Genomic DNA, 25,700 nt, shown 5'->3' with positions numbered 1-25,700 from the left:
GTGGCGGTGTGTTTGGTTGGTTGGATATATAAGATAAACGAAAAATACATTCGGGAGGTAGTGCTGTGTTAGATTTTATAAGGAATCTCAGGGTTAAAACAAAGCTGATGCTTGCCCTTTTGTTGTGTGTATTAGGGATTATCTCGGTGATAGCAGTGTCGTTGGGAGTACTTAGAGGATCACTTGAGGAAGAGAAAAAAACTAAGCAAAAACATCTGGTAGATACGGCTTACAGCGTGTTGGACTATTACTATAAACAAGCTAAGGACGGTAAAATGACTGAGGATGAAGCCAAAAAGTCTGCAATGACTATGGTTAAAGCCCTCAGATATGAAGAGAAGGAGTATTTCTGGATAAATGATATGCACCCGACGATGATTATGCATCCATATAAACCAGAGCTTGACGGTAAGGATCTTTCGGATTTTAAAGACCCCAAAGGAACAAAACTATTTGTCGAATTTGTTAATGAGGTTAAAAAGAACAAGGCCGGGTTTGTGCCATATATATGGGCTAAACCCAATTCAACAGTTTTAGCTCCAAAGATTTCATACGTAAAGGGCTTTGAGCCATGGGGCTGGATAATCGGCTCCGGTGTCTATATTGATGATATAAACGATAAATTCTGGGCTCACGCCAAATATTTAACAATGGTTTTGGTAATTGTCACCCTGATAATAGCCATTGTGTTTTGGCAAATCATAAAAAATATAACCGGCAGGCTTTTTGCGATAACAGGTACGGTTGAAGAGATAGCCAATGGTAACCTTGCTATTGATGAGACGACACGGCATGGCAGTGATGAAATAGGGTGTTTGTCATCAGACGTAACCAAGATGGGAATGTCTCTAAGAGCAATAGTGGGTGGAGTGATAAGCTCGGCAAACGATGTCGTTACGGCAGTTGGGACGGTAAAACAAATAGCGGAAAAGATGATAGAGGGGACTAAAAATCAGGCAATGCAGGCCGCACAAATAGCAACGTCAGCTGAGGAGATGAGTCAAACCATATCAGACATCTCAAAAAATGCCGCAGCCACGTCTCAGACAACTCAGGAGGCTATGAAGATAGCCGGTGAGGGCAATACAATATCGAAAGCAGCCATAGAGACAGTTGATCAGGTATATAATTCAACAAAAGATTTGGCAGAAATGGTAGAAAAACTTAATTCAAGATCATCTGAGATTGGAGACATTGTCACAGTAATTAAAGAGATAGCAGATCAGACAAACCTGCTTGCACTAAATGCCGCAATAGAGGCAGCACGTGCCGGGGAGCATGGCAGAGGATTTGCCGTTGTTGCCGATGAGGTACGTAAACTTGCCGAACGGACCATTAAAGCCACTGTTGAGATAACCGACAGAATAAGCGCTGTGCAGAATGAGGCACAAGAAACAGCCAGGTCTATGGAGGAGTCCTCACAAAAGGTAAACGAGGCAATCACATATATTAAACAGGTGGGGGAATTCCTAAATACTATAGAAGACGCTGTTAAAAGAGGCAGTGAAGAAATAGTCCACATAGCCGTTGCAATAGATCAGCAGTCAGCCGCCTCCGAAGACGTATCAAGCAATATCGAAAAAACATCCATAATTGCTCAGGAAATAGAAAACGCATCCTCAGACGTGCTTAATGAGGCCAATGAATTAGCTCAGGTAGCCCACCACCTGAAAGATTCTATTTCGGGATTCAGACTGTAGTTAATTAGATAGAAGATCTGGTTTCAGTCAAATCTGAATTTGTGGCTTCTAAAGAGCTTAGTACATACATCAACGACTTTAGGTTCGTAGAGGATACCTCTACCGGCTGAGATTTCATCAAGAGCTCTTATAATTCCAAGAGCCGCCCGATATGGTCTGTGAGAAGCTATTGATTCTACAACATCGGCAACAGCTACTATTTTAGCTTCAAGACAGATATCGTTTCCCCTTAACCCCATCGGATACCCTGAGCCATCAAGCCTCTCATGGTGTTCAAGCACGGTTTTTGCAACCGGCCACGGGAATTCTATTCCCTGTAAAATATCAGCACCCACTTGTGAGTGCATTTTTATAATGTTAAGTTCGTAATCGTTTAATTTTGTAGGTTTAGAAAGGATTTCGGCGGGCACTACTATCTTTCCTATATCGTGCAGAAAACCGGTTATACGAATGCCTTCTACCTGATGATCGCTTAGCTTTAGCACTTTTGCTATTTCCATAGCAAGGTCAGACACCCTGCGCTGATGTCCTGCCGTGTAGGGGTCACGCATCTCTATCATAAGTGAAATAGCCTTTATCGCACCGTTTACTGTTTTTTTCAAATTATCTGATGCCTCTGCTAATATGTCCTCAGCTTGTTGGTGAGCGGTTATGTCTCTGCTTACAACAACTGCGTGAGTTACCTGGCCGTTGAGGTTGTAGTATGGATAGTAGGTTACGTCAAGAAATCTGGGGCCAAGCGTGTGGAAATTAAACCATGACTGATAGTTTACCTCCTCACCGGCAAAACACTTATCCAGATGCTTTTTTATCACAGTATTAAACACATCAGCTCCCCAGACTTTACGGACGCTTTTACCTATAACATTTTGAGGGGTTTTCCCGTGTGCCCTGCCATAGGAGGCATTTATCACATCATAAATATAGTTTCTGTTTATTAAAGTCATAAACTCTTTGGATGTGTTTACAATGAACTCATAACGCTTGCCTGTCTCTTCAAGGCTTCGCCTTTGAGATATGTCTTTCACCACAGCAATAAGACAATTCCTCTTGTTTATGGTTATGAGTTTAAGGTTAATCTCAGCCCAAAAGCTATTTCCAAGACGGTCATGAGAGAGCCATTGAAATTTCTGTGGAACGCCATTCAAAGCCAATCCTTTTAGCTCCTCGGCCCTTTGAGAATCATATGGCGGCTCTCCGACACTTATCGCCTGAAGGTTTACGCTTATTGCCTCCTCTGGGCTGTAGCCGTATAATTCCTTAACTTTGTCGTTAACGTCTGTTAATTTACCTATTACGGCATCATAGACAAATATAGCATCGCTTACCGTATTGAATATCGCCTGATACCTGTTATCAAGCTCCGACAAATCAGACCACCCTGCCGTAGAACTAATGCTCCCCGGCAACCCGGTTGCATAACTTATCTTAGTTGTCTTTCTCATATCCGCCTGTTTTTATTAACTGCCTCTGCGTAATTGTAATTGATTGTAACAAAAAATTCCACTAAAAACTTTATTATAGCTAAATTTTACGAAATTATAGAGTCGGTAAGGAACAGTTAACTGCTCTCGATAATTTTTATTTCCTCATCTGTCAGATCGTAAAGTTTATAAATGATACTGTCTATCAGTTTGTCGGTTTCGTTTATTTTTGTTTGCAGAGGAGCAATTATTGCGTTGCTATTAGTAAACTCCGCTTCAAGCATGTTTTGAATTTTTCTGTTTGAAGGATTGATTTTAATCCTGATTTTGTTTTTCCTGAGTATTTCAATTATCTCTTCAAATTTATGGTCATTATACTGCCTTATCAAACTTTTACCGGTTAGCTCAGCTATATGTCCTTTGATTTCACGCTCAAACCATTTCAAAAATCCCTTCTTTTCTGCATTCTTTTCCTTATTCATTTCCACCATCTGTTTTGCAAGATATGCTAACAGGTCATGAATCGTGTCGTTACGGCGTGAGGATAGTTCATTGTCTGTTATCTCTGATAGTTCTTTATACTTTCTCTGATTATATAATGTTGTTAAATTAATTAGCATTTTACTTCTTATCTCAGGCTCAGTAGTAAACGATATATGACTAACCGGTAATGTTCTTACATGCTCTGGAAAAACGTTTAGCTCACCACTTACGTAGTTTAAATAATAGAATCCTATCAGTGAAGAGTTAAAAAGTGAAAGCAAGAAAAATAAGCTAAAATCCTTACTTTCTAAAAAATCTTTTTCGTAAATTATCGAATCCCTGTCATATACTTTGTTGTTTTTTTCGTTTTCCACTCGTTGCTCATCGCTGAATCTTATGCCTCGTTCTCTTAGGATACCGGAGTCAATGTCTTTCAGATGATATTTTAAAATGCAATTTACCAAAGAATCATCAGTATAGAACCTGCTATCGTCATATGCTGAAACAATTCCTTTTTTCCCTGTAACTTTACTGCTGATTATTTTTTCGTTTTCAAACAGTCCTGGAAAGGCAGGTCTGTGCAGAGCTTGCGTATCGTAAATAATATGTAAATTTTCATATATAATGCCATATCTTTCAACGGAGCTTCCTTTTACTAATGGTTTACAAAGTCCCCTTTTTGAAAAGCAATGCTTGGCTTCACATTTACCGGCAGGATTTTCACATTCGGGTTCGATTCCTTCATAAAAAAATCTATCTACAAATCCTGGTTGAGCCCCCCAACTTACATAAAGAATTCTCGATGCCGGAAATGATGTTTTATCAATTTTATGTATTATGTTTTTAATTGTCTCTGTCCAATTTAATCTTATTCTAAACTCTGGAATATTCAAGAAATCATTTTGCGGAATTTGATTTTTCTTTAAATTTGAAACATCATCTTTAAACGGAGTTTCAATTTCAATTTTGTTTTCCGGAACAGCCCTGTTTTCTATAACATAAACTATTGGCTTTACTGCAGCTTCAGGAAATATGTTGAGTTCACTTACATCCAAAATATAATTTATTTTAACTTTTTCAAGGAACAGTTTTCTTAAAGATGAGGCATAGGTTTCACTTAGTATTTTATTTGGAACAATGAACGCATGATAGCCTAAAGTCTTCAGTAAATATAATGAACGCTCACTGAATAATGTATAAAGGTCAAATCGTCTTCTTAAAACCATATAGGTTTTCTTAAAAAAATCTATTTCATTGTCTTTTATAAACATAATGTTTATATACGGCGGATTTCCAATAACACAATCAAAACCGGGATTTGTGAGCTCACCGGCATTTGAATAGAAAACCTCAGGAAACTCCAGTTTCCAGTGGAAAAAACGTTTCTCTTTTGCTATCAAAAGTGCGTCCTTACATGCCTTAACAACCTCAGGATAAGGTTCATTGTCAAAATCCAGTGTGGAGGCTAAACGCTCAAGCCGGCTTATATTATTTCCGGTAACCATAAAATGTTTAGCAATATGGACGTCAAATCTTCTGCGTATTGGAGCAAGCTCACTGTCAGCTTCTTTAAAGAATTTTTTACTCTTTTGAGTCTCATCTACTGTTGCATCGGTTAACTCCGATACCTGAATCATAAAGGACAGGGCACGCTGCACTTTTGAGAATGCCTCAGAGTTGGGCAGCACAACACTGGATATGTCCATAACGCCTATCAGGCTGTTGCCGCACTTTAAATGGTGATCTAAAAAAGAAAGTGGCGCACCTGATGTAAAAGAATCAAGCCAAAGAGAAAGCTTAGCCAATTCCACAGCCATGTCATTTAAGTCCACACCGTATATACAGCGCTTCAGCACAACACGTTTTATAAGGCTTGTTTCCGTCAGTTTGTTTTCATCAATTCTGACTCCCTGGCGTGCAATTTCCTCCATTATTTCTCTTTTAAGTGAGTAAATTCTGTTAATCACAGGATTTTCCGGATGCTTTGAAAGAAAAGCTGCTATCCTGTCAGATATAAAATCAACAGTGTGCACAAGAAAGTGGCCACTTCCAATCGCCGGATCAAGCACCCTTATATCAAACACGGTCTCAAATACGGCATCCTCCAGTCTTTTTATTTCAGCAGCATAGTTTTGTATCGAGGATGTGGATTTCTGTTTCTTTATTAAACTTTTGACAGCACTTAGTTCAGATATCAGGTTACCGGCTTTCATAAATTTCTCATCAAGCACCTGGCCGACCGTGTTTTTAACAATGTACTCAACGATATAAGGCGGCGTATAGTATGAACCGCTTGTTTTCCGCTCATGTTTAGAGTTTTCTATATAAGCGTCTCCTGTTTCCTTTCTTTTCCCTGTTTTTATACCAGATTTTAGCTCAGAAACTTTTTTCCATACCGATTTCCCTTTTTCTTTCGCCTCTGCTACCGCCTCCCCGGCTATCTGCAGATGAAACTCCAAAAGCCCCTCATATATATCACCCAGATGCCGTACCCCAAGTGAGGAATAATCTATAAATGATGTTGAGTCAACTGAGTGCTCATCATCTGTGTCCACAGTAAGAAGCTCTACCACCTCAGCTATAAAAGGGTCAGGTATTCTGTGGTCTTTTAAAATATTATCTTCTGAAACTTCAAACAAACCGCCATTATACACTGGCAAATTCATAGCAGGCTCACCTTTTGAGATTATACTAAAAAGACCCTCAAGCCGTGCCCAATACTTGAACAACCTTTTACTCATCCCACCAATGCCATGCTTGGAAATGTCACTTACAATGTCTCCTTTTAAAGCGCTCAGGCTGACCCCTCTGTAACTGTCGTTATCCATGGGCAGAAGATTGCGGCTTTCCGCATAGAGTAAAAACAGCAGGCGGTACAAAAAAGTGAGACATCCTTTAAACATCTTTTTCTTAGACTCCTCGGTCTCAACAGTTATGAAAAGCTCTGTCTTTCTGTAATGGAGAAAACCCTCTGCAAGAGTCTCAAATATTTTATCAAAAATTAAAAATTTGAGTTTTTCGCTGACTCTGACGGCATAATCCTCAGAGCTTTTAAGATGCAGATCAAGCCATGATTTCCCAGTAGTGGAATCCTCAATGAAGGCATCTTTTGAAAAGAACAAGTAAAAGTATAGAAAGCTGCTAATATCGTTGTTAGTGATTATTTTTTCAAGGTCAACTTCATAAAAATTCCCCGACTTTGAACTTGCCCTGTAATAAAACAGCCGCCACAGTTTGCCGTTTGTAAGTATTGCCCAGTTTATTCTGCCCTCGCTGTGATAATGGACGTCTTCAAGGTATTTTACAGCTTGAGCAGTTGGGTCTCTGCTGTCAAGGCTGTCAGTTTTATCCATGTCGTTAAGACGCCGTCCCCAGTACTTTGCCTCAACTATGGTCAGTGCATTAGAAAAGAATTTTCTCGGATTATTTTTATCTGCGCTTGCCGATTCAAGTGATTCAGAATCTTTAAATAACGCATAATCGGGTCTTTTTTTTGCCTTGTATCCTCTCTCTGTAACAGGCTCTACGGAATACTTAAAACCCAGAGCGGATAAAACAGGTCTGATAAATTTATCCTCAAGCTCGGACTCTCTGCCAGGTCCGGGACTTAGCGCAATCATATCGTAATAATATGCTTGTATGTTTTCAAATACGTTCTGAGCTTTCCTTTCCTGAGTTTTCCATAAGTCCAGTTTTTGTAAACGGAATTTAAGATAATTATTGGAAAACAGGCTTTGATTATTTATATATAAAATTCTTACATCATCTGTCATTTTTTAAGTTCCCGGCCAGTATTACTTATCTCATATTCAAGAAAGGCAATTTTCTGGTTTAACTCCTTAATTTTTCCTTTCAGGTCGGATATAATTATCGAAAAGTACATAAGTGACAGGATAAGTAAAACAGTTAAAAACACAAGCACTATGACAGGCGGATATCCAACGCCAAGGAGCATGGCCATTCGGTTTACAACATCATCCAAAAAAGCGCCGCTTATAATACAGATGCTGACGACAAACCATAAAAGCGAATGCTCTTCCCTGAACTTTCTTCTGCGCACCAGTTCAAATATTATTGCAAAAAGGATAACCCCCAAAACCACAATTAATAGCCTTGAACCTGTTGACATTAATCCCTCCTGAGGACTACCATTATGATGGCAAGCATCATCTTCATAACATATCCTATCGGCTTGAGCCCGCTGTGCATAGATGTACCCTCACGGCGCTGAAACATGTTGACCTGTGCCTCCACCACTTTGAACTTTTTCCTGTGAAGCAGTATTATGGTGTTAGCATCGGGATAATCCATCGGGTAGTTATCACCTTTAGAAAGGTAGGAAAACACGGATTTATCCAAAAGCTGAAAACCGCTTGTCGGGTCTGTAAATTTTATACCAGTGTAGAGGCGCGTTATGTATCTAAATAGTGCCACTCCAAGGCTGCGTACAGCTCCCATCTCATAACCTTTGGATAAAAACCTCGTTCCCAGTACTACATTTGCCCCTGTTGCCACTTGTGCCTCAAAGAGATTTTTAATTGAAGAGCTGTCATGTTGGCCATCGCCATCCATAGTGACAACATACTCATAGCGTTTTGAAAGCGCAAACCTGAAACCCGTTTGCAACGCTCCTCCGTAGCCAAGGTTAAACGTGTGATTTAACACCGTTACTGTGCGGCTTCGGGCTACCTCTCCGGTTTGATCTGAAGAGCCATCATTTACCACTACAACATCTATGTCAGGCTGTGAATCCCTGATGCCGTCTAACACTGCACCAATGTTTTTTTCCTCGTTATAGGCTGGTATTATGATTAGTGTTTTTTTCACTGCTTTAATAAATTACCTTTAAGGCATTGCCTGCGGTTTCCACTTTCCACGTGCCTTTCCCAAGATAATCACCATCAATCTGCGCATGTACAGGTGTATCTATTGTAACATGCCGGCATTGGATGTGTTTAATATTGCGGCATCGGCAAGACTGGCCACTGAGTACACTGATAACATCCCTGAATAATTCCACTCTGTTCTGTCCGTTAAATACGCTGGCATAAAGGGCAGCATTTAAAATATTGGCATCAGGAGCTATCCTGAAATCGCCTCCATAACGAGAACCATTACTTACTATCACACTTGTTGCCTCATAAACAAAATCCTCTACACGTAACCCAATATCATCCGGTACATAGTTTAAAAGACTCTGAAGTCCGCTAAATATGTATGCCCAGATGCCAAAGCGCACCTTCAGCCGCCTGTTAAGCCCAAAAACCGACTTGCCGTCAAAACCAAAACCAGCCATCGAAATAAAATATTTGTGTTTTTCGGTCTCCATAGATGTGACTTTCCCCAGTGCCACGCTCTTAACTGTGCCGTTAAGGATAACTTTTATAGCCTCAGGTATCGGCTTTTGAGTTCCCACCTCACGGCAGATCACGTTTGTTAGCCCAAAGGGTAGAAAGCCAACCGGAGTATCGGAAAATGCTGCAGCATTTACAACCTCATTAGCCGTACCGTCACCGCCACAGACCAATATTACCGAATGAGTTGATTCCTTTACCGCCGAAAGCGCCCGCATCTCAGCATCGCCTTTTTTCTGCGTACTAAAAATGTCAAACTCCATGCCCCCGTCTGTCAGCGCTGCACATAAACTATCGTACTTTTTCTTTGTATATGACCCTGCTATTGGGTTAACTATTACAAGAGCCCGTGATTTCATCTAAATCCATCACTCCTTTCATCTCTGATATTGTATCAAACAACACCGGAGTTTTTTCAAAGTATTTTATTATGCTGTTTACGGAAGCCTCGTGTTTTAAAAATATAACTCTGCCACCTTGAGAATTACAGGGTTCTTTAATGTCAGGGAGTCTGACGTAGCCGTATTTTTCAGATGCAACGTATCCGGTTGTATATTCCGGGTCATCTGATACACAAAGTTCTGCTGCAACCGCATCAGAGGAGCACACCTTAGAGGCAAGCAAGAGTGCCTCTTTGACCCTGTGGTGAGTAAGTCCGTGTATATTCAGATTATGTTGTAGCTCTTCAATAATGGAGTTAAGCAAACCAAATCTGGAAACTCTTACCAGCGCCATGGAATTATTTGTAAGCAGCACTTTTCCGCTATCGGCATCAATCAGGTGGGCACCAGCAGCGGTTTTGTCATTAAAAATAACACTAAAAGCGGTATCAACAGCCTCGTCACAGATGTTAATGGCGCGTAGAAGCGCTCTGACAGTATTATGAGCCTCTCTCACACTTTTTACGTTGCAAGTGACGAGCGGGAGCAGTGTCAGCCGGATTGGGTCTGTTTCAAGTTTCTCTATTGTTATGACGATTTTCCCCGGATTATGGTGTAATGCGCGATTAATAAACGAAGATGCAGCTGTCTTAAGTCCATTTGCCGGCATAATGTCCTCAGCACCAGATACGTGGAGGGCAAGGTGTTCAGCCCTCATTCGTATGCTATAGAGTATAGTTGATTCCATTGTCAAATGCCACTTTTAACTTTGCAATCATAATCCATAAAAAAAAGGATGTTGTTTAAGAAAGCCACAGTTTTTAAGTATAACAATTCCCAACAACTTTTAAAAACCATCCGTTGGTGGTAGGCGGGTTGCCTACTATTTCGCCGTTAAATAAATTCTTGTGACCTGCAAGGTACAACCACAATTCTTCTGAGTGGATGTAAGTAATATCGCTTAACCAGACCTGATTCTGGGCCGTTACCTCAAATTGCTGATTAAGTAGTTATCTGCCACAGGAAACGTATGCCTTGAGTCGGTCTCGTAGCCTTAAATCTCCTCTTTTGCTTACTTCGTATACCAGGTTTCTTGCGGATACGTTTGATACAGCAAATACCAATATTTAGACCATGTTCCGAAAGATCACGTTGTAGCCGCTCGGAACCGTACGTTTGCCGGGTACGATTATGCGCAGCCCTTATCTCTATTTCCACAGCCGTACTTCTTCCCGGACACGTCTCGATGCTGCTCTGTGCAACCACGCGTAATAACCGCTTGATGATACGCCCAAAATCCGGCTCATAAATGGCACTGTGTATCGAGGTCGCATCTCTTTCATCATCGCGTACCGGAGCAAAGTATGCGACCGCTTTTTTAGTAGTTCTCGCTCCTTCTTTACTTTTGAAAGCTCCTTCTTTAACTTGCTGTTTTCCATTTCTAAATCACTCAGAGGCCTCTGTGTTTTCCCTGCTTCCTTTAGTGCCCCTTTTTTATAAGTCTTCAGCCAGTTTCCCAACGTCAAGGTTGACAACGATAACCTACGGCTTGCCTCTAATACCGAAACTTTCCCTTCTATCGCTAACTTTACTGTTTCCTAACGTAATTCCTTTGTTTAATGCCCTTGGGTATCCTTTCATTTTGACACATTTACATAAACTTTGGTGTCCATATTTCCTATCAACCTCATTCGGTGTGGAGCGACATATCGAGTCCGGCCTTATGTCGTGGTTTGGTGTTTCAATCCACGCTCCCGCGTGGGGAGCGACCATAACCCTGATTGTGGTTAGCGTATTGTAGGCGTTTCAATCCACGCTCCCGCGTGGGGAGCGACGATGTAAAAATACAAGCCTTCGCAAAAAGCACAGTTTCAATCCACGCTCCCGCGTGGGGAGCGACATAGAGCGCATTTCTGTCCCAAGCTCCTCCATCGGTTTCAATCCACGCTCCCGCGTGGGGAGCGACCTGGGACCCGGATGAAAGACATATGTGGATACGTTTCAATCCACGCTCCCGCGTGGGGAGCGACTCCTTGATTTTATTGGATAAAGTTCTAATATTTAGTTTCAATCCACGCTCCCGCGTGGGGAGCGACCATATTTAACCCAGTCGGCCTTGATGATATAGAAGTTTCAATCCACGTTCCCGCGTGGGGAGCGACCATATTTAACCCAGTCGGCCTTGATGATATAGAAGTTTCAATCCACGTTCCCGCGTGGGGAGCGACTGCACATCGGCAAATGTGGTTGCCTATATGTTAGTTTCAATCCACGTTCCCGCGTGGGGAGCGACGCCGCGCTCAACCGTTTAGATTTTAGCTCTTTAGTTTCAATCCACGTTCCCGCGTGGGGAGCGACACTGAATTAAACAATATTATGAGTGACTATTTTGTTTCAATCCACGTTCCCGCGTGGGGAGCGACGGTCACTTACGTAACTTACTGATTATTATAACTTATTTGACCTCTTTCCGCAAACCTCTCCTTTTATCTCTGATTCTATCATCGTTTTCAAAGAACAATACTTATAAGTCATTGTTTGTAAACACTTTTTAAGTCCTGCGAACCTCCCATGGAAAAATTTGTCCGCTTAGGGTTCGCCACTACTTAGAATACTAACGGTCCCTCCTGATCCAACACCCCCTTCGCTCCTATATGCTCCACACGGTGTTTCCAGTTTGAACCAAGAAAGTAAAACCGAAGACTATCATGCTCCTTGTCTATCTCCTCTATCAGTCTCTGCCGCAATACCGTCCACTGCGCTGGATCCAACAAGCACTCAAATACCGAATACTGCACCCGCTGACCATAGTCCTGACACGCCTCGCAACACGCCGCAGCCTCTGCTTGCCATTGCCATCTACCGATACATCATAACTTATCAGTACCAACATTATCCCTCATCCCTCACTGCCATATAAACGGTGGATACCCATCCAGATCATTACGTATAAATCGCGCAAACAACATCGCCTGAATGTGAAACAATATCCCCACGGATACCTTCTCATTCAAAAACGGATGCGTTATCTCATCCTGTTTACGCTTTTGATACGCAACTAATACTACCTTGCGCGTTTCATCATCCATCGTAACTGCTCCTGTTTCAAGTTTCTTAAATCCTAAAGGTTTCACCTGATTTAAGTTTATCAGACTCAACACAAACCTGTCTGCCAGATACGGACGGAACTCCTCTAACATGTCAAGCGCAAGCCCAGCACGTCCGGGTCGATCCCTGTGTAAGTACCCCACCGCCGGATCAAGCCCCACCGTTTCACACGCCCCTCGGATGTCATGAAGAACCAACGTATATAAAAATGATAGCAAGCAGTTGACATTGTCCATAGGCGGTCGCCTGTTCCTTCCCTTAAAGAAGAATTCCTCCTTCTGATTGATTATCAGATTGTCAAAGACGCTATAGTAATGATGCGCCGCATCACCCTCTATCCCTCTTAATTCATCAAGCGTTGTCGCAGCCTGAACCTTTCTAAGCGATACGCTAAGCCGCGTTGCCGATTTTAACACATCATCACTGTCAAGCCGCTCCGGATGGTCCCTCAACATGCGCCTTAACACCGTTCGACTGTTGGAAATCTTAGCCGTCAACACCGACCTTGCTATTTTGGCCGATTCCTCAGCACTGTCCGCCCGGCGGTACTGCTCACGGCGTAATAAAACATTGCCGGAGACCGGTCCCTGCACTTTTGCTAAAAACCGTCCATATTCGGTCAGGAAACTTATCGAAACATTTCTCTCTGCGCAAAATCCCATAAGTGGTGGACTGACCATCACCTGCCCAAAGCATACCACGCTGCCAAGCGTATGCACAGGCACTTTCGCAAGCGTATCATCGCCGACTTGCACCACCACGGTCTCACCCTCTTTTGACAGATACGCTCCCTGTGTTGTTACATATAGCGTGTTAAGCAGCCGTTTCATTCCACCACCTGTGTGAGACACTTTTTAATATATGTTTCCACAGACGAGAAATAGCCTTTTTTAATCTTATCCGGCAGGCATATTTCTAAAAGGGAACAGTTTTTACACTTAGGGCTATAGACAGGCGGAGGGGTTATACCGGATTCTATCAGCTCATGAAGTCTTATGGCAGCCTGAGTTGTTTCGTGTCTAAGCCCGTCATCAAACAGGACATCAAGCCGTCTTCTGGTTGTGCCGTAAAACATTGCTCCATGATTTACTTCAATGTTGAGCATTTCCTCAAGACAAATTGCCTGAGCGCACAACTGCACCTTGTCGCAGTTGTCACGCTTGGGTTTGCCGCGTTTATACTCTACCGGAAAAGGCTGCCATGTAATCCGTTTATTGTTTGAATCGCTACGGATTTTATGAAACTCCACGACATCGGCTTTACCGGAGAGCCCAAGCATAAGTGATCTGATGGGAACGCCCGTTGCAACTCTGACATCGCCCCTGTTTTCGCTTTTACCGGAATCAACGTGTTCGTGCATAATTCTGCCCTCAGCCGTGTAGAGATTTTCATCCCACACCTGCTCAATGTGTATCAGCGCACACTGCCTCTCGCAAAAAATCAGATGCTGCAGCGCTGAAAGAGGTAGAAGGTCGTCTTCAGAAAACATATTTTTATAGTTTCCCCTCTAAAAAATTAAACCATCTTCTTTTGCATAAACAAGGGGTAAAACCCCTTTCATAATCCCAAGAAAATCAGGGTCGTAAGGCCATGTCCACTTAAAGAGTTCATCATATCCCTTAACATTCTCAAGAGTCAGAGCATTTATTTTCTGAAACCATATTTGAACACTGTTCCTTAGTAAATCTAAAGTAGTAACTTTTTCATGATTTTCTAATGCCTCTATAATTTTCTTATCTACGACAACAATACGTGTATCAGCCTTAATAACTCTGTAAAGTTCAGAAACTTTAGGATAATCCCCCTTTTTTTCGCTTTTTTTTATATCCTCTGCATTATTGCTATAGTTGCTCATTATCTCTCTTCTCATACCTTCAGTCATGACATCTGTCGCTGACATTTTTTGGATCAATTGTTCTTTAAACAAATTATCGAGCACAGCACGACTTGTCTCAAAGGATGGATGTCGGTTTAACAGAGGGTCAAGAACACGAAAATCCCAAACATCCCTAGTTGTACCTTCATGATTTCTGTTTACACGTCCTCCGATTTGAATTAAACCTGCAACATTGCAACTTTCCCGCAAAGCAGTAGCAAAAGAAAAATCCATTCCTGCTTCTATACAGCTTGTGGCTACAAGCGTCCAATCGGTATTTTTCGTTTCGATATTTCTCTCTTGTTTAAGTAATTGCACTACTTGATTTACAATTCGATTTCTATCAACAGGGGTTAATGCTGTAGATAGGTGTAATACTGTATGACCAGCCTTTTGCATTTCATTAGCAACTACAGCAGCCGACTGAATAGTATTCATTATTACAAGCCTTGGACCACGTTGAGACATAATAAAATCTATCAAACTCTTACGGTCAAACGGTTCATCACATGTTCTGTAAGTTATTCTTTCAAACTCACTTTTACTTGAACGTTGCCGTAGTTCGTCTAATACTAAATCGGGTATTTGTTCTGTTGGGGAAACGAATTTTTCCATTGTCCAAAATCGAGGCAGTGATCCAGATGCTAAGACAAAATGACAACCCCAATTTGTTAAATTCTTAAACCACAGCCACGTTTGAGGCCATAACCAGGACGGAATTGCAGCGTGTGCCTCATCAATGAATATGGCTGAACCAGGAAGTTCATGCAACTTTCTGAGTTTTGCAGGCATATTACTTCCCAAAGTTTCAAAAAACTGAACTGCCGTTGTAACGATTATTGGAGACTTCCAAAGCGAAGACAGACTGCGTAATTCTTTACTTTCAAAATCTGCCTGATGATGATGTTCTGCAACGATTTGCTCAGGACTTTCACCTGCAAGAACAAGAGCTTTACGGTAAGTTTTAACTGACTGTTTGATAATGTTTGTATATGGCAGCACCACAATAATATGTCTCAATTTTTTTGTTATAGCAGCTTGTAATAAATGTGCCATAACCGATGTTGTCTTACCTGTACCAACAGGACTCTCACATGCCTGAATCGGTGTAATAGTATCTGCCTTTCTGCATGAGTCATAAATTTCTTGACGTTGCAAATTACGAGCTGAATACGGATCTTTTTTGAATTCGGTCTCAACAAACTTATCAAGAGCCCGCAGTCTCTCTTCCCAGCGTAAATCCTTATATTCTAAATTTCCTTCATTTTCGTAATGCTGTGCAGTATCACTGTGATCAGCATCTACCAAACATGAAAGACCTAAACGATAAGTTAGTCCATTCCAATTGATGCCACCGCTAACATTTTTTATCACACATGAATCTAAGATATCTTCATGTAATGTTTTATAGTCATTAATCAACTCATTTGTGCGTTGCTGTGTAGCAATATCCCTGACACGGCAAAAAAGACTGTCTCTGACAACCTCATCTGGCAATGAGCATAAACCAGCGTGGTGACTATATATCAGAAATGCCGCCTGAAGCTGGTTGCGTTGTTTCAAATAAACGCAACCAGCATCCACGTGATTTATTGGCAGCTTCTTTTTTGAATGATTTCTCAAAACTTTCTGGTTTTCGTCGTCTAATTTCCCTAAATCATGAAATAAAGCGGCTGCAGCTACTTTATCAACAAATGCTTGATTTGAGTCTTCAAAGTATTTAGCAGCTTCAGAAGCGTTTTTTTGAGTTCTCTCCAAAACATTTATGACATGCTCAGCATAAGTCTGAGGCGGAATACCTTGTTCAGCCCTTGCACTGTGTGCCAACGCTTCCATTATTGCATATCCATCAAGTCAAGAAGTGGTTTGACCTTGCTTTTCAAATCTTCTGGCAATTTAGTGGGAAAGTCATATTCGTCCCATGTTTTAGACGGCTTTTCTGGATCGAAGTTCTCTTTCTTTTTTGGTGTCAAAGCATCAATTAACTTGAAATCTGAACAGGAACCTAATTGCGATTTATGCTCGATATACCAGGCGTGACGAATACCGACAAAAGACCTAATATAAGAGGCTGTATGAGAATAAGCGTAAGGTAGTATTCTTTTTAAAAGCTCAATGTCTGTATTAGTACAACTTGTTGCAGTTGCTGCAGTTGGATTGACAAAAAAAGGCATACAATACACACCATGTGAAACAATACGATAACCTAAAGGTGCCATCCCTCGATCTTTGTCCTCCTGAACCCCTGCCTTATTGGTTGTAGTCATTCGTTCTATTTCAATTGGTGCAATGGAAATACCAAGACCAAATTGAACAACGCCTGTCCTGATAGATGTCGATGAACCTTCCTCCAGAAAAGTGTTTCCAAAAACCCTGCCGTCCCAATATTTTTCCTTAAATGTACCATCTTTAATTTCGTTTTCTATCGCTTTACGGTCTCTTCCACGGCTTTCCAATATGTGAAATTTAGCATCCTCTAATTTAGGCTTGAACATTTTTGAGATTTCTTGCCAAACAGGGCCCTCTTTGTTTTCAACCAAATCTCGTACTTTTCGTTTAAATGAAACAGGTGATATTTCACCTCGATCATCATACCGCTGACGAGGATCACTTTCGCGATCTGGGTCACCGTTGGGATTTGAACCTCTCACCTCAATGATTAAAAGACCTGTGGCCTTTTTTATGCAATCGTTTCCATCATTTTGATTACTCATAATTTTCCTCCATATTGTCATATTTACTTATCTTGATTCCTACCCTCTGAACGGGCAAGGTAGCCTAAAAGCATTTTTGTCTTGTCAGCATCTGTTGTTTGTCGTGGTAAGGTAACACTGGCCAATTCTGCACAGACCTTTCCAATCTGACCCAAAATCCATTTAACTAATGTATACTCCTCACCTTGCACTTTATTTGCCCATGCCTGATATACCAACAGGCGATTCCAAAGCCTCGTTATGGCACGTTCAGGATTTTCCATAGCTGAAGACATTAAAGCATTACCAATCAGTTGAGGCGGAATTTCGTTTTTTCTCACATGCTTGCAATACTGAATGTGTAGATCATCACTTAGGGCAAGTAGTCTGCCTACGTTAAAAGTTGCTTCTTTCATATACACCTCCTTTTTATGTCCTAGTTTGTAAAGCAGTATGGAAAAGAGTGTCACTGCTTTAAGTGTTGGTTTTTTGCCTTCCTGTTTGAATTTATTCAAAATTTTAAGATTATCTGAACGAATAGCTTCACCTATACCTAACACAAGCGATATCTGCCGTTGAAGAGCAAGTGATAACAGTCTTTTTGCTGAATGTTCACTTTCTTTTGGTACCCCAAGAAGAATATCATAAACCTCTTGCAGACCAATTCCAGACACTTTAGTCTTTTCAGTGCCATTTCTTATCCACTTATACTGAAAGCACCGCATAACTGAAGCAGGCGAAAGTACATAATAATTTGCTTGATCTTTTATTAATGGTAAGATGATAGGATGGTTTTTAGCTGCAACTTGCCATTCCGTAACTCCTGTGAGTATATTTTTAACCGTGAAAGATGAATTTAGTACAATTTGCCTACGTCCCGGATCTATTTTTCTAAGTACAAAAACACGAACTAAAGATTCCTTTGTAATACCTTCTTCTCCCTCAAGGGCTGAGCAAACTTTAGTCGTTACTTTTTCATACATAGCTTCAGAAAATTCGCTCTCATCAGCATCGTTAAGAAGCTCAGCCAGATTTATTTCACTTTCAGGTTTATCCTCAAGGTAAACAATAAGTAAGTCGCTCTCAGCAATGCTTTTACCAGGTATGGATTTCCATGTTTTACCTTCACGTTTTTCGTCTACGATAAATTTAAGTGCATCATTTAGTTCTTTCAATAAATCTTTTCCAACAGGGAATATATCTGAACTAACTTTTCCATATCTGCTATGACAGGGTGCATCCTTATTCATAGAAAAGAGAAAAGTTGGACCAAGTTTTGGCAGTGACGGTTGCGGAAAAGTATTTTGCTCAATTACTGTTATCTCCCCCGACAGAGAGCATAAATCTTTGTTTGTTTCATCTATTGGCCTTCTCAAAAGAATTTCACTTAATATATTTTTAAGATCAGGAGCAGCTATTCTATAATTAAAATTGGCGTAATCTGCTAAATCGAATATTAAAGGGATATCACAAATGAATTTTTTCTTTTTTTCATTCCATTTCCCAAAAAGCAATTCCTCTACCAAATCAATCTGTTCAATACTACCATTTAAACAACCATCAACCGCAACTTTGTATAATTGTCTGAGAAAGCAGTCTATGTTATGTTCATAAGATTGTAACCTATTTATTAGTGTACAGAAAGCATTTATTTTAGAATTATTACAGTCTAAAATTTTCAGCAATTCTGTGGGATAACCACAAATACGTCCCTCAAATTTATCTCTTTCGGCTTCTGTATAAGATAGCTCCAACTGCTGTATGATTTCTTTCATCTTGTTACACCGTTGCTTTACGTCTTTATCATCCAACATTTTGCGTATACACGTAGGCAATATAGGTAGTTGCCAGATTGGTAAACTAAAATTAATTACAGGAAAGCTATTCTGATTATCAGGCATTATTTTCCACAAATTTACCATACGTTCTTTAGTACAATGTTCTAAGGTTTCTATCTTACAATCAGAATTTATACAGACGATAAACCCTTCTTTACGTGCAGGGATCTTAAACCACGGATGAGTTTGTGGTACCGTAAGTTCACATCTTTTAAGTGACATATTAAGTGTCATAAGTTCATTCAGCATACGCAATCACCCCACTTGTAATTTTCACATTTTGACGATATATAAATTTTATTTGACCATTGACCGGTTTATCAAATACGGCATGAAGCATTGACGGTATAACAATATTAATTGTTTTCTCTATATTTGTACTTTCTCGAAATAAACCCAAATATGAGGGCACAAATTCACTCCAACCTAAACAAGGGGTGTAGTATTGTTGGCCTTTTACCAGTCGTCGTTTAAAAATTTCCTGAAGTGCATGAAGATGATTAGTATTATTTGGTGAATCAGTGACAGCTTTTACAACTCCGTAAACTCTATAGCATACGTCCACAAGAATAGTGGCAGGTATTTGGTAAGAGCTACCACTTTTTTTCTGGTTGGCTTTCCGTAATGGTCCGCCAGAATTTGTGACATATTTACTAAATCTTATTGGTGCACAGATCTCTACTTTCGTTGGCTGAATATATGCACTTTTTAAACGTGCGACTGCTTCAAAGATACCTTTGGCTGATGAATATGTAGGTGCAGGATAGGATACTTGAGCAGCACCAGTATCAGGCCGTGTAAACATAGCTGCCGGACCTGCAATTTCAAAAGAAACCTCATATAGCTTTTCCATTTTCTACCTCACTTTCATTAATTAACATTATATTTCAAGTAGCCCCACTGTCCGCAGCCAAACTCAGAGGCAAACCGGGCAGCTAATTCTGCTGTACCAATTAAATGTTTATCAAGTGGCTGCCATGTATCAACTGGACTCTCTTTAAGTGAATGCGCATAATACCTCATTATTTCTTCCTCCCCCAAAAATAATAAACGCTTCCCCTGATGCTGTTGCAGTTATTACTTACATCAACGTTAAGTAAATGTAATTAATACCTGTCACTATCAATTGTTTTGGATAAAATTATAAATCAAACAATTCTGCCATACTAACATAATCACATAAATTAAATCACAATTTTTTACCTTGCAATCAAAAAGAAATTAATAAAAAACAATGATTACAAAGATATGCTGGTGACGGTTTGGTGACAGTATGTTTGAGGATTTTGGAAAGTTAAACTTATTGATTTATAACAATATTTTGGCGAGAGCGTGTGGGAATCGAACCCACCCTTCCCACTTTTGGCAGGAAACACCGGATTTGAAGTCCGGGGGGGACACCAGAGCCCCATACACTCCCATACTGTAAAACGTTATAGCCATACTTTAATAATTTATCTGGGTCTTAACCCTCATCTCTTGCATTAAACTCAAGCTTCCATCTGTTTTTACCATCAGTAGATTCACAAAATATCGAAAGTGTCCCAACCTCTGTTAAATACGCATGAAGCGTTACCGGTACCAAAACTCCGGCATTTTCCTCAACTGGCAATGATGCTTCAATCGGTGCAAGCTCCTCTATCTCACCGCTTACCCACTCATCAAGCAAATCCCCAACCACATCGTCTTTTCTTATTGTTGAGCTGAAAAATCTGAATTTTACGTGCTCTCCCACTACAAGACCAAATTCCTGGCCGGGCACTCTCACATCCGTGCCCTCCTCCATCCCTATCGGGCACACACACAGTGCCTTAACCGGAAGCTCCATCCCCGGTACCGCAGGCATCGCAGCCTCTATGCCAACATAATATGACCGCCCTGCCCCACCCCTTACACGAATTCCGGTGCCACGCTTTGTGTAGCCATAACAGGCGGCTCCCTGTGAGACAGCAAGATCAGGGTCTGTTCCGGCAAGAGTTGCAAGCGCCACATCATCCGGTAACTCAAGCCATCCTGTAATTACATCAGTCAGTCTCTCTCTCAGCGCTCCTGCCCTGGTAACTCCTCCGTTAAAAAGAATCTTTGTAGGTCTGATAAATCCGTTTCCGCCCACTGAGTGATGGCTGAGAAACTTAGCCAAATGTCTTGTCACCGCAGAGTCAGTTGCATAATTAAGCCCTAACTCTTTAAACCCGATGGAGCGCTTGTCGGCAGGCATTTCATCTATTTTTGTAAAGGGAAAAAACCCATCTAAAATTGCTCTTTCCAGATCCTCCCTGCTAACCTCAGTCTCTATTGTGCCACCTACCACGGAGCGGCCACGCCCAAGCACTGCTATCTTATAACTTTCCACAGCGGCATCGTTAAGCATACTTTCCTTAGCCTGCCGCGCACCATGAATTAATCCCAACATCTGATAGTTGTCAAGACTGACTCCCCGGTCGGAAAATTTCTTTTTTAATATATAAGCTAACATGAGATCCATATTATCGCCGCCAAGCAAGATATGCTCTCCCACTGCTATTCTGTGAAGGGTAAGTTCCCCTCCCTCATCACGAACCTCTATCAAAGTGAAATCTGTGGTGCCGCCTCCGATGTCACAAACAAGCACAATGTCGCCGACTTTCAGGGTCCTGCGCCAACTCTCAGAATGAGCGTTAAGCCAAAAATAAAAGGCAGACAGTGGTTCCTCTATGAGGGTCACGTGTTTAAGTCCTGCAATTTCAGCTGCCTTTACCGTTAGTTCCCTCGATGCAGCATCAAATGAGGCCGGAACTGTCAGATAAATATCCTGTGCGCTTAATTGGCTGGTTTTTCCAAAATTAGCATCCCATGCGGCTTTTATATGTAACAGGTATCTGGATGAAGCATGAAGCGGGGACAGTTTTTGCACATCCTCAGGGCAGTTCCACGGTAGTATCGGTGAGGTTCTGTCCACACCGGCATGACAAAGCCACGACTTGGCTGAGGATATGAGGCGCTGAGGCAACTGTGCTCCTCTCTTTCTGGCATACACTCCGGCAACCGCATCGGATGGGCTACCCCAGGGCAAAGCAAAACTGGTCTCCGGTTTTTCAGCATCGGTCGGAATGTAGAGAAATGAGGGAAGCATCGTAAACTTCTCCACCACTCCTATGTCTGTTATCTGTGGAATCTCAAATACGGTTGGAGTTGGATTATCTGCCTCCGTATCAATATATGCAACGACTGTGTTAGTTGTTCCTAAATCTATACCTACGATATATCTGGCATCTGCCATAATAACCGCCACCTCGCTTATATTTTCTTAAAAAGTATATTTGATTGAAGAGATATGGCCAAATTAAGACAAGTTCTATGAAATCTCCACCTCAGCCGGTTCTATAACAAACACATTTCTCCCTTGCTGAAGCTCTGGCAATTTGTTTTCGCTGAGCCGCCAACCGGAGTGTACTATTGTACCGGTAAAAGGAGGATTTGCTCCAACATTACCGGTTAAGGTGATAGATGATGGATCAAAGCCCGCTGAAACCGTAACCCTCTGCCCCTCCATTTGCTCCATCACAGGCGCTATAGTCAGGTACTCAACAAGAGCCTGTTTACAGTCTCTATGAATAGTACGCACTGCTTGTCCTATCTGTGCATCTGTAAAATTGCTGATATCCTCTTGTAAAAAATCAATAAGCCGACCCTTTTTCTGTAACACTGAAAGCACCTGTGCAACCTTTGCATCATCGAGGGCTTTAGTGTCGGCCTCAGGTTGTGGCAGTTTTCGATCCTGTACGGTGTCTGAAGCCTTAGTCAGCAAAAAAACCACAGCAAAATACGTGATGGTTGATATCAACACTCCGGATATTGCAAACAGTATAATGGTAGTTTTAGCGCTGACATTACTTATACTTGTAACAACCATCGCTGCTGAAACTATACATGCAGTGATGATAATAGTCATTAACACAAATAGATTCGCTTTATTTGCCAATTGGTTTCCCATAAGAAGAAATCTCCTTTTGCAACACAAATTCACATCCAGCAACCGGTTATATATGCTAAATGAAAGAGAGCAGCTTTGTCAATGTTGTGTGTAAACCATCGAGAGATGGTGCCATAAGCACCATCCCCCCGGAATTTAGTTAATAAGCTAAAACATTTGTGCCATCATCACAGGTATGCCCTGCTAAGTTACGCTTAGGATTTGTTGTTCCCTGAAAACAGCTCATAGGAACGTCGGTACACGATACGTTTGCTGTACTGGTATACGCCAGCTTGCCGCTATAGCTGCCGTTTGTTACGTCTGATACTGTGATTGTTGATGAACCGGTTGTTATAGTGGTTCCCGAAAATGTAATCATTTGCGTTGTGTTTGCCGCTATGCTAAAGCCTGTGCCTGCTGTTTGAGATGCAGTGCCACTCTCTGTTGTCATCGTTGAAAATGTGCCCGTTATTGCATTTGAAGACACATTACCCACCACACAGTAAACCACATTACCTGCATTTGTGTGAAGATACGGCATGTAATATGTTGCTGAACTTGCCTCAGTTTTATTGCTTAACAATATACTAATAACTCCCGTTATCAGTAATGTCATCAGTGTGTATGTTATTATCTTTTTCATTTTTGTTATCTCCTTTTGTTTAAAATTAGTGGGCAAGATCACTACTGGTGTATGTGCTGCCGTCGTTACAGAGAACCCCCAAAACATTGCGTTTTGGTGACGTTGTTCCCTGAAAGCAAGCTAAACCCATACTTTTACAACTCGATGTGCTATCATTGGAACTGAACGTTAGTTTCGCTGAATACATTACTGTTGAAGTAGCGGTGCCTCCTGTTTTAGCAAGCAAACTAATTGATGTGGTACCAGCAGTCAGTGCTTGCCCAGAAAACGTAAGCATCTCTGTGGTTTTACCTGAAAGTGGAAATGTTGTACTTTCATACGACGGTGTGAATGCAGTGCCAACGCTATTAGCCCTAACCATAACAAAACCCGTTTGCGAGGATGATGTCATGTTACTTGCCATACAATAAACCACACCACTTGGATTTGTGTGAAGATAGGGCAGGGTATAACTAACGTTTTTAGAGCCGCCTATGGTGGATGTGGTAGTTGTGGTATTAGTGCCGGCTGCTGTGGTGGTGGTTGATGTGGTAGTTGTGGTATTAGTGCCGGCTGCTGTGGTGGTGGTTGATGTGGCTCCTAAGTATGTGGAAAGGCCATCAGAGTATGATTTACTAAATTTGCCGTAGATGCCGTACTTAGTAGTGCTGCTACAAGTTTGATCAGCAGAAACACCATAAAGTTGACCAACAATATAACCGCTGCTATTAATCAGAGGAGAGCCTGAGGACCCTCCCTCAGTTAATCCTGATGTCCATGTTACTGTCCAAAAATTAGTATTATTTAGATCACTCCAATTGGATGAGACAATTGAGCCGCTACTAACTCTTTTGTAATCTCCTCCTGGATGATGTATACCCTTTCCGCTTGTTATATCAGAGGTTGTCCAACCAAGGTAATAAGCACCACCAGAGGGAGCACTGTTGAGTTTAAGCAATGAAAAGTCTGAACCGGTCGAATAATCCTTGCTTATTACATATGTTGAACCGACAACCTGGCTGGCATTGTTAATATTCGCATCGCCCGCATTACATGCAGAAGTCTCATAGTTAAAATATGCATTAAGAGTAGCTGCGACCGTGTTACTACTTATACAATGGTTAGCAGTAAGAAACCAAGCGGTATTAGTTGAACCTAAATCGCTTATTAAAGCCCCTGAGCAAAGATATGAATTACTACCGTTGATATATGTTATTAAGGCAATTGCTTTTTTATAAGTACTCACAGTTGAATCGCAATTTACGTCGACTTCAGATGAACATAACGTTTTAGCACCCGGACTCAATGGATCCAAAAAAAAATAGTTAATTTTATCTATCACGAGCTCGGATGTGTTAACATCACCGTTTCCCAACATTTCTATAAACACAACTTCACCAAACACTGTAGGTCCCCAGTAACCATCTGATTGGTTTTCGGTATCTACCTCAATTGGTCCGTGAGCTGAGGACTGTCCTTTTAAACCATAAATGTACACATTGGTATTTACCGGAAGCTTTACAAAGTGAAGCCTTATAGCTTGAGCGTCCTTAGCATATATTGCCACACGCTTTGTATTTAAACCATCTTTTGTTGTTAATTCCCTTATATTTGTATTAAACATGGTTTCACCATGGCTTGGTAAATCCACGTTAACTCCGACTATTGGCGGACCTGTATATGTATCTCTTACAGATTTCAATTTGTCAATAGTATCTGTAGGAACTGTTACTGTTACCGCCTCATGCTGACTCATTGACGTGTCGAAATTAAGTGTTTTTATATAAGCATCTACTTTCTTAGCCCCCGTGTTAATATATTTAGGTGGCACACTTATAGTTTCTAAATAACCCGTTGACGCAAAAGAAAGCAACAAAACAACAGCTAACAGCAGTTTCAATTTCATGCTTTTGTAGAATGTAATCATTGTTTTTCCCCCGGTAATGTCAAGTGTTTTATCTAAATTATAAAAAGGCAAATTAGTCCTTACCTTCCCAATACTTTTTAACGAAACACCTCCAAAAAATCATGACAGCCACGCTGCCATTTAGTTTCAGCTATATTTATAACCTTCTGTCAATAAGCTAACGTATTTGTACCATCATCGCAGGTATGCCCTGCTAAGTTACGCTTAGGATTTCTTGTCACTCTGTAATTCAAAGAACTTTGGCTCATCTTCTACTCCTCCTTCATTATCGTACTATATGCTGTTAAATAGCCTTTAAGTGCGACACTTATACCACTTAAGCAACGCACTTAAACATTTCAGC

Annotated in this window: 20 protein-coding genes, 1 tRNA gene, 1 pseudogene and 1 CRISPR repeat array; of the genes and pseudogenes, 1 reads left to right on the top strand and 21 read right to left on the bottom strand. The window is 41.1% G+C overall.

Annotated features, from left to right (window positions below):
• Positions 1–65 precede the first annotated feature (65 nt).
• Complete coding sequence (locus HQK88_14630; GenBank protein ID MBF0618034.1) at positions 66–1,700, top strand: methyl-accepting chemotaxis protein; 1,635 nt, start codon at positions 66–68, stop codon at positions 1,698–1,700.
• Between the two features lie 23 nt (positions 1,701–1,723).
• Here the strand turns inward: HQK88_14630 and HQK88_14625 are convergent, their stop codons facing one another.
• From HQK88_14625 to HQK88_14525, 21 genes and pseudogenes are all read right to left on the bottom strand, one after another.
• Positions 1,724–3,145 carry a PAS domain S-box protein gene (locus HQK88_14625; GenBank protein MBF0618033.1) on the bottom strand — a complete coding sequence of 474 codons (1,422 nt, stop codon included), beginning with the start codon at positions 3,143–3,145 and terminating at the stop codon, positions 1,724–1,726.
• 116 nt (positions 3,146–3,261) lie between these two features.
• Positions 3,262–7,380, bottom strand: coding sequence for an Eco57I restriction-modification methylase domain-containing protein (locus tag HQK88_14620; protein MBF0618032.1), 4,119 nt, complete (start codon positions 7,378–7,380; stop codon positions 3,262–3,264).
• On the bottom strand, positions 7,377–7,736 hold the full coding sequence (locus HQK88_14615) for a DUF2304 domain-containing protein (GenBank protein ID MBF0618031.1): 360 nt from the start codon (positions 7,734–7,736) through the stop codon (positions 7,377–7,379). Before HQK88_14615 ends, HQK88_14620 begins: the two co-directional genes overlap by 4 nt.
• Positions 7,736–8,434 (bottom strand): glycosyltransferase family 2 protein, encoded by a 699-nt coding sequence (locus HQK88_14610; GenBank protein MBF0618030.1) that lies wholly within the window; start codon positions 8,432–8,434, stop codon positions 7,736–7,738. The genes HQK88_14615 and HQK88_14610 overlap by 1 nt, the downstream gene beginning before the upstream one ends.
• A 4-nt stretch (positions 8,435–8,438) precedes the next feature.
• Positions 8,439–9,320, bottom strand: a complete 882-nt coding sequence (locus HQK88_14605) for a YegS/Rv2252/BmrU family lipid kinase (protein MBF0618029.1) — start codon at positions 9,318–9,320, stop codon at positions 8,439–8,441.
• Positions 9,292–10,089, bottom strand: coding sequence for a hypothetical protein (locus HQK88_14600; GenBank protein ID MBF0618028.1), 798 nt, complete (start codon positions 10,087–10,089; stop codon positions 9,292–9,294). Before HQK88_14600 ends, HQK88_14605 begins: the two co-directional genes overlap by 29 nt.
• 254 nt (positions 10,090–10,343) lie before the next feature.
• Complete coding sequence (locus tag HQK88_14595) at positions 10,344–10,607, bottom strand: transposase (GenBank protein MBF0618027.1); 264 nt, start codon at positions 10,605–10,607, stop codon at positions 10,344–10,346.
• The gene (locus HQK88_14590) at positions 10,550–10,921 is read right to left on the bottom strand and encodes a transposase (GenBank protein ID MBF0618026.1); all 372 of its coding nucleotides are present in this window, start codon (positions 10,919–10,921) and stop codon (positions 10,550–10,552) included. Before HQK88_14590 ends, HQK88_14595 begins: the two co-directional genes overlap by 58 nt.
• 158 nt (positions 10,922–11,079) lie before the next feature.
• A CRISPR array of direct repeats spans positions 11,080–11,764; the repeat unit is 32 nt; unit sequence GTTTCAATCCACGCTCCCGCGTGGGGAGCGAC.
• A 183-nt stretch (positions 11,765–11,947) separates the two neighbouring features.
• Positions 11,948–12,234 (bottom strand): annotated as a pseudogene (gene cas2 / locus HQK88_14585) (CRISPR-associated endonuclease Cas2).
• A gap of 13 nt (positions 12,235–12,247) precedes the next feature.
• Positions 12,248–13,279 (bottom strand): type I-C CRISPR-associated endonuclease Cas1, encoded by a 1,032-nt coding sequence (cas1c, locus tag HQK88_14580; GenBank protein ID MBF0618025.1) that lies wholly within the window; start codon positions 13,277–13,279, stop codon positions 12,248–12,250.
• Positions 13,276–13,938 carry a CRISPR-associated protein Cas4 gene (cas4, locus tag HQK88_14575; GenBank protein MBF0618024.1) on the bottom strand — a complete coding sequence of 221 codons (663 nt, stop codon included), beginning with the start codon at positions 13,936–13,938 and terminating at the stop codon, positions 13,276–13,278. Before cas4 ends, cas1c begins: the two co-directional genes overlap by 4 nt.
• Before the next feature lie 18 nt (positions 13,939–13,956).
• Positions 13,957–16,161 carry a DEAD/DEAH box helicase family protein gene (locus tag HQK88_14570; GenBank protein MBF0618023.1) on the bottom strand — a complete coding sequence of 735 codons (2,205 nt, stop codon included), beginning with the start codon at positions 16,159–16,161 and terminating at the stop codon, positions 13,957–13,959.
• The gene (locus tag HQK88_14565; protein ID MBF0618022.1) at positions 16,161–17,039 is read right to left on the bottom strand and encodes a type I CRISPR-associated protein Cas7; all 879 of its coding nucleotides are present in this window, start codon (positions 17,037–17,039) and stop codon (positions 16,161–16,163) included. The genes HQK88_14570 and HQK88_14565 overlap by 1 nt, the downstream gene beginning before the upstream one ends.
• A 23-nt stretch (positions 17,040–17,062) precedes the next feature.
• Positions 17,063–19,105, bottom strand: a complete 2,043-nt coding sequence (locus tag HQK88_14560) for a type I-C CRISPR-associated protein Cas8c/Csd1 (GenBank protein ID MBF0618021.1) — start codon at positions 19,103–19,105, stop codon at positions 17,063–17,065.
• Positions 19,095–19,709 carry a CRISPR-associated protein Cas5 gene (gene cas5, locus HQK88_14555; GenBank protein ID MBF0618020.1) on the bottom strand — a complete coding sequence of 205 codons (615 nt, stop codon included), beginning with the start codon at positions 19,707–19,709 and terminating at the stop codon, positions 19,095–19,097. Before cas5 ends, HQK88_14560 begins: the two co-directional genes overlap by 11 nt.
• A gap of 17 nt (positions 19,710–19,726) precedes the next feature.
• Positions 19,727–19,879, bottom strand: coding sequence for a hypothetical protein (locus HQK88_14550; GenBank protein ID MBF0618019.1), 153 nt, complete (start codon positions 19,877–19,879; stop codon positions 19,727–19,729).
• A gap of 299 nt (positions 19,880–20,178) precedes the next feature.
• Positions 20,179–20,276, bottom strand: a tRNA-Sec gene (locus tag HQK88_14545).
• Between the two features lie 45 nt (positions 20,277–20,321).
• On the bottom strand, positions 20,322–22,115 hold the full coding sequence (locus HQK88_14540) for an Hsp70 family protein (protein ID MBF0618018.1): 1,794 nt from the start codon (positions 22,113–22,115) through the stop codon (positions 20,322–20,324).
• A 75-nt stretch (positions 22,116–22,190) separates the two neighbouring features.
• A complete protein-coding gene (locus HQK88_14535) occupies positions 22,191–22,829 on the bottom strand; it encodes a DUF2760 domain-containing protein (GenBank protein MBF0618017.1) in 639 nt (212 codons plus the stop codon).
• 139 nt (positions 22,830–22,968) lie between these two features.
• On the bottom strand, positions 22,969–23,451 hold the full coding sequence (locus tag HQK88_14530) for a hypothetical protein (protein MBF0618016.1): 483 nt from the start codon (positions 23,449–23,451) through the stop codon (positions 22,969–22,971).
• A gap of 25 nt (positions 23,452–23,476) precedes the next feature.
• Positions 23,477–25,357 (bottom strand): trypsin-like peptidase domain-containing protein, encoded by a 1,881-nt coding sequence (locus HQK88_14525; protein MBF0618015.1) that lies wholly within the window; start codon positions 25,355–25,357, stop codon positions 23,477–23,479.
• Positions 25,358–25,700: the final 343 nt, after the last annotated feature.

The organism is Nitrospirota bacterium (assembly GCA_015233895.1).
In the GTDB taxonomy this organism is placed as follows: Bacteria; Nitrospirota; Thermodesulfovibrionia; order Thermodesulfovibrionales; family Magnetobacteriaceae; genus Magnetomonas.
The sequence above is the reverse complement of the archived record's forward strand: the minus strand, read 5'-3'. Positions and strand labels throughout refer to the sequence as shown.